This window comes from Borrelia turicatae 91E135 (assembly GCF_000012085.2).
Classification (GTDB): Bacteria; Spirochaetota; Spirochaetia; order Borreliales; family Borreliaceae; genus Borrelia; species Borrelia turicatae.
Genome location: NZ_CP019365.1, coordinates 24,568 through 33,893, shown reverse-complemented (window position 1 = coordinate 33,893; position 9,326 = coordinate 24,568). Strand labels below are relative to the sequence as shown.

General features: G+C 30.2%; 5 protein-coding genes and 2 pseudogenes. 1 reads left to right on the top strand and 6 read right to left on the bottom strand.

The genetic code is table 11. The features are described from left to right. The first annotated feature begins 98 nt into the window (after positions 1–98). The gene (locus tag BT0_RS04900; protein WP_088895156.1) at positions 99–1,400 is read left to right on the top strand and encodes a hypothetical protein; all 1,302 of its coding nucleotides are present in this window, start codon (positions 99–101) and stop codon (positions 1,398–1,400) included. 85 nt (positions 1,401–1,485) lie between these two features. On the opposite strand, the gene BT0_RS04895 is transcribed toward BT0_RS04900, so the two are convergent. The 6 genes and pseudogenes from BT0_RS04895 to BT0_RS04865 all read right to left on the bottom strand — a co-directional run. After that, positions 1,486–2,343: a complement regulator-acquiring protein gene (locus BT0_RS04895; protein ID WP_088895155.1), complete on the bottom strand. Its 858-nt coding sequence runs from the start codon at positions 2,341–2,343 to the stop codon at positions 1,486–1,488. A 906-nt stretch (positions 2,344–3,249) separates the two neighbouring features. After that, entirely contained in the window at positions 3,250–4,140 is an 891-nt protein-coding gene (locus BT0_RS04885) for a P12 family lipoprotein (protein ID WP_088895154.1), read from the bottom strand. Positions 4,141–4,678: 538 nt separating this feature from the next. After that, positions 4,679–5,633, bottom strand: a pseudogene (locus tag BT0_RS04880) (variable large family protein); the annotation flags it as partial. 193 nt (positions 5,634–5,826) lie between these two features. After that, positions 5,827–6,945 carry a variable large family protein gene (locus BT0_RS04875; protein WP_088895152.1) on the bottom strand — a complete coding sequence of 373 codons (1,119 nt, stop codon included), beginning with the start codon at positions 6,943–6,945 and terminating at the stop codon, positions 5,827–5,829. A 291-nt stretch (positions 6,946–7,236) separates the two neighbouring features. Beyond that, entirely contained in the window at positions 7,237–8,052 is an 816-nt protein-coding gene (gene bdr / locus BT0_RS05785; RefSeq protein ID WP_236842866.1) for a Bdr family repetitive protein, read from the bottom strand. Positions 8,053–8,344: 292 nt separating this feature from the next. Further along, positions 8,345–9,280: pseudogene (locus BT0_RS04865) on the bottom strand (variable large family protein); the annotation flags it as partial. Positions 9,281–9,326 lie beyond the last annotated feature (46 nt).

Here is a 9,326-nt window from a genome sequence, read left to right as displayed (position 1 = left end):
ATTCGCCCTTCTAATCAGTCATATAAGTTTTAAATAATTAAATTCATTCATATTGATATATACTTATCTAGTAGTAAGTAAATTTCAAGGAACAAAATATGATTTTAAAAAATAAATATTTAGCTTTAACCTTTCTTCTCAGCTTGATTGGTTGTAAGTTCTTTTTTACTGATGAAGAATTTCACACAAAGTATTCAGGAACACTTGATAAAATAAACTCCATGATGCTGAATGCTAGTGAAATAGCTAGGAAAAATATTTTTAGTGATAATCAACATTCAGAAAAACATCTATCTAAAATTAATAGCAAAAGTACAAAAGATATATCACCTAAACAAACTGAACCTCAAAAAAGTATATTAGTTCCAACTCCCTTTGAGACAAAAAAAGAAGAATTCAGTTTACCTGCACACAAAGATATTACTATTATAACTACTGAGACAAGCCAAAGTAAAAGTTATTCTAATAATAATAACATTATTGATAACGCTTCAATCAGTACTTCAAATACTGATGAAAATATAACAACACAAAAAATAGCCATTAATATTCCTACAAAAACAGATTTAACTCATACAACAGAACACAACAACATATTAATACTAAATGATGATACAACCTACTCCAGTCAAAATAATATTAATAATCCCTCTCATCAAAACAATAAGACAGTTGAACACCAATCAAATGCAAATATTCTTCTCAAAGGGAACAGTAAGACTTCTCTGAATGCATTAAATGGTGAATCACATAATATTCAATACGAATATACCTATAACTCACATTATGACTCAAACCCAATAATATCGGGTTTATACTCTGACAGTCCCATAACAGTTGAAGAATATGAATTTGACAAAGATGAGAATGAAGATTCTAAGCTAGAAACCAGATTAGACAACCAATATAAATTTAAACTAAAGAATATCACAGATAGTGTTGAGCAAGCACTTAAAATAGCTGAACAAATAAAAAATGACTTGGATACAATTGAATTCCATAGAATCAAATTAAGCAATTATTATGGAATAAGAGCTGAAGAACATGAAAAACAAATGGCAAGAGAAGAACTCTCCAAATTTACAAAAGATAAATTAGAAGCGGATCTTAAAAAACTCCTAAGTGAAATTGAAAAGAGTTTAAATGCAGCTACAATACTTATTACTTATAATGATTATGGTGGAAATTTACAAAGTGACCTGTCTGCAAAAACAAAATTAGATGAACTCAAAACTGAAGTAAGTTCTTTAATTACAAAAATACAAGAATTTAATAACAAAGATCTCCAAGCATACCCAGATTATAAAGATTATCAAACATACCAAGCATTAAAAAATCCATACTCAAAACTTACATTAGTAAAAAACTTACTTACTCATACAAATATTGTTGCTAGATAAATAGTACTTTTACTCACTCTAAATAAAAAATAGGAAGATAGCTAAACATAGCCTATCTTCCTTTGTATTTAAATATCATTAATAATTACTTAATTGTATCTAGAACACCTACAATCTTATCATATACTGATTTCATTCCAGGAATTTTAACTGTAATGAGATCTTTATATTCTTTCTCAACATGCTTTATTAATTTCTCACTATCAGAATCAATACCATCTGTCTTGGCTTTATAAGATGCAATAAGACTACCTACAGCTTTTATAAAAGCTTCTCTTTGTGACTTAATTTCGTCAAACTTTGTTTTAACTTCTTTTAAATCAACAAGACTCAATTTATCAAGTTTATCTTTACTCTTTTCTACTTTATCAATTATTTTCTCAAAATTAGATTGAAGATGTTCTCTCCCTGCACTCATTATATCCTTAATCCATGTACCCTTGTTTGTACCATCTGATTCGATATTTTTAAGAATCTTTGCAAAGTCTTTTATTTTCTCTTTATCGTATTTCAAAGAAGAATAAAATAATCTTCTTGCTTCCTTATTCTCATCATTATCTAGTGTCTTATTATTAACAGTATTTGTCACTGCTTTAAATACTTCATCCTTCATTCCATATTGAGTTCCATCCTCAACTTCAGTCTTATCTTTATTTACTACTTTAATAAGACCTTCGGTATCCTTTTTAAGCTCAGATATTAATTTTTCCTTCTCAGCAACATCCTTATCTTCCTTTGCTAGTTCATCTATTTGAACATCATCTACAACCTTTTCTAAACCATCGACATTAACTTCTTTGTAGGGCTCATCTCCTTGAACACTATCTACAACCTCTTTTGGAACATCTTTGTTCACTTTTTTATTATCCAATAATTTAGAATTTAGATCACAAGATACTAATCCTACAACTAACAATGTAAATATAAATAAGTTTTTTCTCATAAATATTCTCCTTCCTTGAAATTAATAATGATTATTATATTAAATAATAATCATTATTAATTTATAATATATATCACTTTGTTTAAAATACAAATTTTTAATTAAAATTTCTGACTTTTTTTTATTTTCTATTACTTTACACTACTATTATTATTAACTATTCTTTTTATCTTGATATTGTTCGGTTATGATTTTGGTGCAAACAACTATACCCCCTATATAATTGCTAAAATGATTAAAAATAGATTAATACCAATTAGTATAATTTTATATACATATATAAACAAGAAAACATATTTCCCGTCTGACCTTTTAAATCACAAGAAAATCTTTACTTTAAATCACCTTGATTATTTACTACTGTCTTTGCTCTATAAGTCTTTATTGTTATTTTTTATTTTAAATTTCTTCAATTCCAGTAGCCTTTACAAATAATTTACACTCTTGATTAAGTATAGATTGCAACAAAACATGATGCATTAACATAAAATATAAACATTACTTATTCAAATAGACTTGTATGTTCATTTCTCATTAAATAATCTATAAGCTCATCACATTAACAATCCTCTCTCATCGCCTTAAATATTCTTGCACCACTACCTCACATAATCAACAAGCTTTATAAAGCCTTTATCTAAAACCTTATATTCCTTATTTAATAAATCATCTTTTTCGATATCAGCATTCAAAAACAATTACCCCTCAAAGCTTTAAAATAATTTAAAACAACAATCTCTACTCTTATTAATATCCTTAAAATGGGAATATAAAATAAATACACAGTCAAATCTTAAAGGTAATTGGTTTGTAAAAACTTCTTTAAATAAAATCAATAAGAGTTCCTTTATAAGGAACTCTTATTGAAAATACTAATGTTATAAAATATTTAAACCCTTACCGTCTCTATCTTGCAAGGTTTGATAGATAAGATTTTGCTTCTTCAATGAGTTTTTCTATCTCTTTCTTTATTCCTATTGCTTCTCCTATATCAGAAGAAGAGGATTCTAATAAACTTAAAACATTTTCTGCTTCACTTCGTGACTTTTGAGCTAGAAAACCACTATTCACTCTTCTTGATAAGTAACTTCTACGTTTCTTCTTTCTTAATCTTTCAGTAATAGCTTCTCTTAAAGTTTCTTGGGACTTATTAAAGAAAAATTCTGCGGATCTTCGTTCGTCAAGACCATTATCAACTTTAATCCTAAGCATATCAATCTGAGACCTTTGATCATTTAATTGATTGCACAATTGAATCAGTTGCTGTCTCTTTGTCTTATCTTTTACAAGATAACTACTCCCTGTTTTATTTTGAATTTTATTTTTAAGTTCTGAAAGTGTATCATAAAATCTAGATTCTAATAGCTCACATTCACTTTTGAGTTTAAGTGCATCCTCAATTAATTGAGAACATCCAGAATCTACAAGGGCTCTTTTTACATTGTCAATTTCTGCTTGTGCTTTCTTTTCTTCATCAGTACTTGGTGTTAAATCCTCTTCTTTTATCTCTCTTTCTTCTTGGACATAATATGGATACACTTGTTGAGACGACACAAATCCCGAATTAACAGGCTTTACTTCTATATCTTGCTGTATTTTTACTTCTTCTTCTAAATCATCTATAACAACTTCTTTTTGTTCCTGATTTTCTTGTTTATGGTTTAGATCTTTATTATCTTTGCTTTCATCTAAAAATTTTTCCCTTGCTTTATCTAGCAATTCATTAAGGGCATTTATATCACATGATAACAAACATAATAATGTTAACATACATACTGATAAAATACTTCTATTCATATCTCCCTCCTGGGACATCAAATTATTTAATTATTGAATCTCGATATTGAAATATAACAATTATTGGTAAATATACACCTTTTATCTTAAATTTCAAATAAATTATTATAAATAATACAATTATCTCACTTTGACCTACTTAAAACACAACAAAACTATTTTATTAAGTAAATTTATACAATAAAGAACAAAGATATTATCTTAATATAAAACTTGTAATTAATTACATCCAATTTACACCTTAAAAAAACAAATAAATAAAAAACAATTAACTAAAGTAAACATATCATTCAATAAAAACAAAAACTAAGAAACCTAGTTCCTACCTTTACTTTCCGAATAATTCTACTCATTTACTAATCAAAACTAATCCCATCAATCATTTACCACCTAGATAAAAAGGTTTAACTAGATCTTATTTACTTATCTTTAGTACAAATATTTAATATACTAAAATTCAAAAAAAGGAAAACAATTCTTATGAAAAGAAAAGTTTTCCTCAAATGACTTTATTTAGTAGATTCTTTAATTAGACAATTTATTTAGTAGTAGCAGGTTGAGTAATAGTACTAGCTTCAGTTGATTCAGTTGTAGGTTCAGAGTACTGTATTCCCTTAACAGCTTCTCTTATCTTATCTAGATTGATACTTACTGTTTTCCTAATTATAAAATCAAGTATTCCTAACACCTTATTTACAGCAGTTACTGCTGCTCCAGAAATATCAGCATCTTCATTATCATTAGGTTGAGTAAACTTACCACCTTTAGTCATAGCCTTAAGAGCTACAGCAGCAGCTAAGTCTGCATTAGTAGCTGCCTTAACATCAGCAACACCAGTACCAGTGGCTAATTGTCCAGAACCTTTATCAGTATTAGCATCAAGGACACCGGTTTTGGTCTTAGCATTCTGAATTTTATCAATCATAGCCCATGGGTCTGCTTTAGATACTTCAGCTGCTAGTTTAGCAGCATCACCATTATCCTTAACCATAGCTTGAAGAATATCAGCCCCAGTTACAGCACCAACTGCCTTTGCTGCATCAGTTGCCGCTTTTTTATCATCCGCACCAGCTCCAGTACTACCATCAAACAATTTACCAATTGATTTTTGCTCTGTGTCACCAGTCTTAGTAGCGCCTGCACTCCCTTCATCCTTCTTTAAACCCACGTCAACAATAGTTTTAATTCCTTTAACAAGAGAATTGACACTTGCAGTATCTGCCGGTACAGCATCTTGACTTACATTAGTAGCACCACCAATCTTATCGTCACCAGTAGCCCCTTTAGCTGCTTCTTTAGCCCCATCAACAATCTTGTCTAATGAACCTGTGACAAATGTATCAACGACTGATTTAAGTTTTGAGTTTCCCATTCTTAACAACTTCATCTTGCAACTTCTCTTTAACAGATGTCATAGTGTCAGCAATATTAGTGAAATAAACTCCAATATCGCTCTTTTTAGTAGAAACCTTAATCTCAAAAGTACCAGCCACCTATAACTATAACAGACAATAAACCTTAATTGTCTATTATAAAAGATTAAAATGCAATTTTTAAGCTCCTCTGCATTACTACAAGACTATCTAACTTATTATTTTTTCATGACAACAATATAGAAGGCATCTTAGATATAAATCTAAGATGCCTTCTAATCTTATTTTTAAGTAATCAATCTAACTATCTATTTTATTGCTTCTTACTTGATTCTGAAATTGGTTCTTGTTGTCCTCTTGCTTCATCTATTTTGTCTTTCGCTGTTTTAAGAACATTCTTTACTGTCTTTCTAATTATATCTTCTATTGCTACTAATAACTTATTTACTGCTGTTATTCCTACTTTTTGAACTTCTTCTTTCCCTCCCGGTTGCCCATCTGCTGCAGCTGCTGCTAGTTTACCATCTTTAATTAAGGAACGTAGAGCTATTCCTCCCGCTACCGCGGCTGCTTTAGCTGCATCTTGTGCTAAATGACCAGCATTATTTGATCCCATTGCAAAACTAATCGCAGTTGTATCTCCATTTGCAGCTGCTCCTAGGGCTTTAATATCTTTTTCCTCCGACTTAACTATTGATGCTAATATTTCCTTGCCACTTACTGTTGTTAATATTGCTGCTGCTTTACCTGCATCTGTTGCTCCTGGTTTGTCACCTGAATCTGTAGCTAATATCTTAGCTCCATCCTTATTATCTGTTCCATTACCTACTTTTACTGTTGTATTCCCTACATCTGGCTCTGGAATACCTGCTACCTTTGCTGCTTTTACTATTCCTTTTAACGCTTTATATGCTTCCTTTAATACATTTGTATTTGATGCTGCGCCTTCTTTATTTGTTACCGCCTCCCCTACTAATTTGTCATCACCTATATCTTTTAAAGAATCTAAATGACCTTTTAATGTGCTTAAAGTAGTCTTAGCCGTTTCAACTGCCGCTCTAATTACTACGGCTATTGATCCATCTTTATCAACACCTGTTTCTGATTTTTTTGCTACTGCTTCTAATTCTTCAGATGCTTTTCCAAGTTTCACACCTAGCTCGCTAAAATATTTTCCTACATCCTCTTTCTTTGTAGTTGATTTAGCAGTAAAACCTAATGTATCTGAGAGTAAATCTAAAAATGAATAAAAGGCATTTTCAGCACTTCTACCTACCTCCATTAATACTTCACTTAAACTTCCAGTCCCTTTCTCTGAGCCATTCTTACCAGCTTGTGGTTGTTGACCACTGCCACAACTAAGAAGTAAAAATAAAGATATAAGTATAGTTATATTAAAGTTTTTAATTCTCTCACTTAATTTATGCTTCATATTATAGTCCCTCCTTATTGCAAGATAAAAATAAAGTCATTAATAATGCACTTAAAGTAATTCTTTTCATTATTACGTGCCTCCTTATCACTCAGGGAAGGCAAGATGGCTAATAAGCTTTGAACAAAATAAAAACAGAAAATAAAAAATAGATACACCTTTATTTAAAAAGACTTCGGGGAATGTAACAATGCTCAAAGATAAATTATTATTAATAAAATAGTTTATTGGTTTTGGTAAAAAAATAACTGATATGTAGTCAAAGAAAGAAAAGGTTTACTTAATTTAAATTCATCTATTTAACAATGAATAGACTATGGATATTAATGTTAAAAAAATTCCTATATTAAGGGTAATAAGGGTACCAAACATCCAACCATGAAGTCTTAATGTACTCTTAAGTTCAGATGCAGTTTTATCAAGTTTACTATCAAGTTCCATTTTGTTAACATCAATCTTATTATCCAAGTCTTTAATGTCAGATTTTAATTCACTTCTAACTGTATCAATCTTAGTATTAAGATTATTCTCAACGTTGTCAATCTTGGTATCCAGGTCTTTAATATCAGATTTTAATTCACTTCTAACTGTATCAATCTTAGTATTAAGATTATTCTCAACGTTGTCAATCTTGGTATCCAGGTCTTTAATATCAGATTTTAATTCACTTCTAACTGTATCAATCTTAGTATTAAGATTATTCTCAACGTTGTCAATCTTAGTATCCAGGTCTTTAATATCAGATTTTAATTCACTTCTGACTGTATCAATCTTAGTATCAAGTTCATTGAACTTAGTATCAATCTTAGTATTAAGATTATTCTCCACTGTATCTATCTTATTATCTAAGTCTTTAATATCAGATTTTAACTCATTTTTAACGTTGACAATTTTATTATCAAGGTCTCTAATATCGGCTTGTAAGGTTGCTTCTACCTTTTCAAGTTTAAGGTTAAAAGTAGTCTCTAAATACTCAATATCTTTATAAGTCAGTTCATTTTTATAATATCTGTAAGATAAATCAATAGCAATATCTCTATTTATACCAGCTTTAGTAAGTTCTGATATAACCATTTGTTGAGTAATAACTGGTTGAGCAAGTCCCATAAAAACACTCCTTATGTAATTATTATATAATATTTTAAGTGTTATAGGAACCTAACTTTAGTAAAATGTGATTTAAGAGGGTCCCTAACTGTAACATAAAGTGTTTAGTCTATTTTCTTCGGTTTATAAAAAAGCTTAAATACAATCTTACCATCAATCTGTTGTTAAAGGATTGTTATCAATACTATTTAGACCTGAGTATTATTACAAATAGTAAAAAAGGAAAACGAATCTCATAAAGAGATAAAAGTTTTCCTAAAATGACTTTATTTAGATTATTTAAATAGATAATTTATTTAGTAACAGTAGGTTGAGCAGAACTAGCTTCAGTTGATTCAGTAGTAGTTTCAGAGTACTGTATTCCCTTAACAGCTTCTCTTATCTTATCTAGTTGGTTTGATACTGTTCTTTGAATTACTACATCTAGTACTCCTAGTACCTTATTTACAGCAGTTACAGCAGCTGCTAAGTCTGCATTAGTAGCTGCCTTAGCACCATTAGCATGACTAGGAGTACCAACTGCTAATGTTCCAGCATCATTATTATTGTTTTGATTAAGATTACCAGCTGTGGTTTTAGAATCTTTTATTTTATCAATCATTGCCCATGAGTCTGCTTTAGATACCTCATCAACCAATTTAGGACCAGAATTATCACCAGCACCAGCATTGGCAGCAAGCGCAGCAGGTGCGTCAGTATTAGCAGCAGCATTTACTGCATTACCAGCATCTCCAGAACTGATTTCTACTTCAGATTTCTTTGCTACTTCAATAATTGCATTCACACTTTTAATTATAGTGTCAACTCCATCCTTATCAGCAGCAACTGCAGCACCAGCATTATTAGCATCACCAATATTAGTATCACCAGCTTCCTTAGCAACCCCAGCAAGTGTAGTTAGAGAAGCAATTAGCTGTTCAAAGACATCATTTGCACTGCTAATTGCACCCTTAACAGCTTCAATTGTGCTACCATCAGCATTTTTTGCTTCAGAGATTTTACTTGATAGCTCATTTAACTTCTTCTTAGTAGTTGTAAGTCCATCTCCGATCATCTTAAAGTGTTCCCCTACTTTACTTTTATTGTCACCCGATTTAACTGCAGTAAGTCCCAAAGTATCACCAATAGCATTACCAAAGATGCCAAAAATCTCTTGAAATCCTTGACCTATTTTGATAAGTGAATCAGAGAAAGAAATTTTAGATTCAACAGCTAATTTAACTTCTTCAGTTTAATTACAACAATATAGAAGGCAAACTAGACTCATCTCTAAT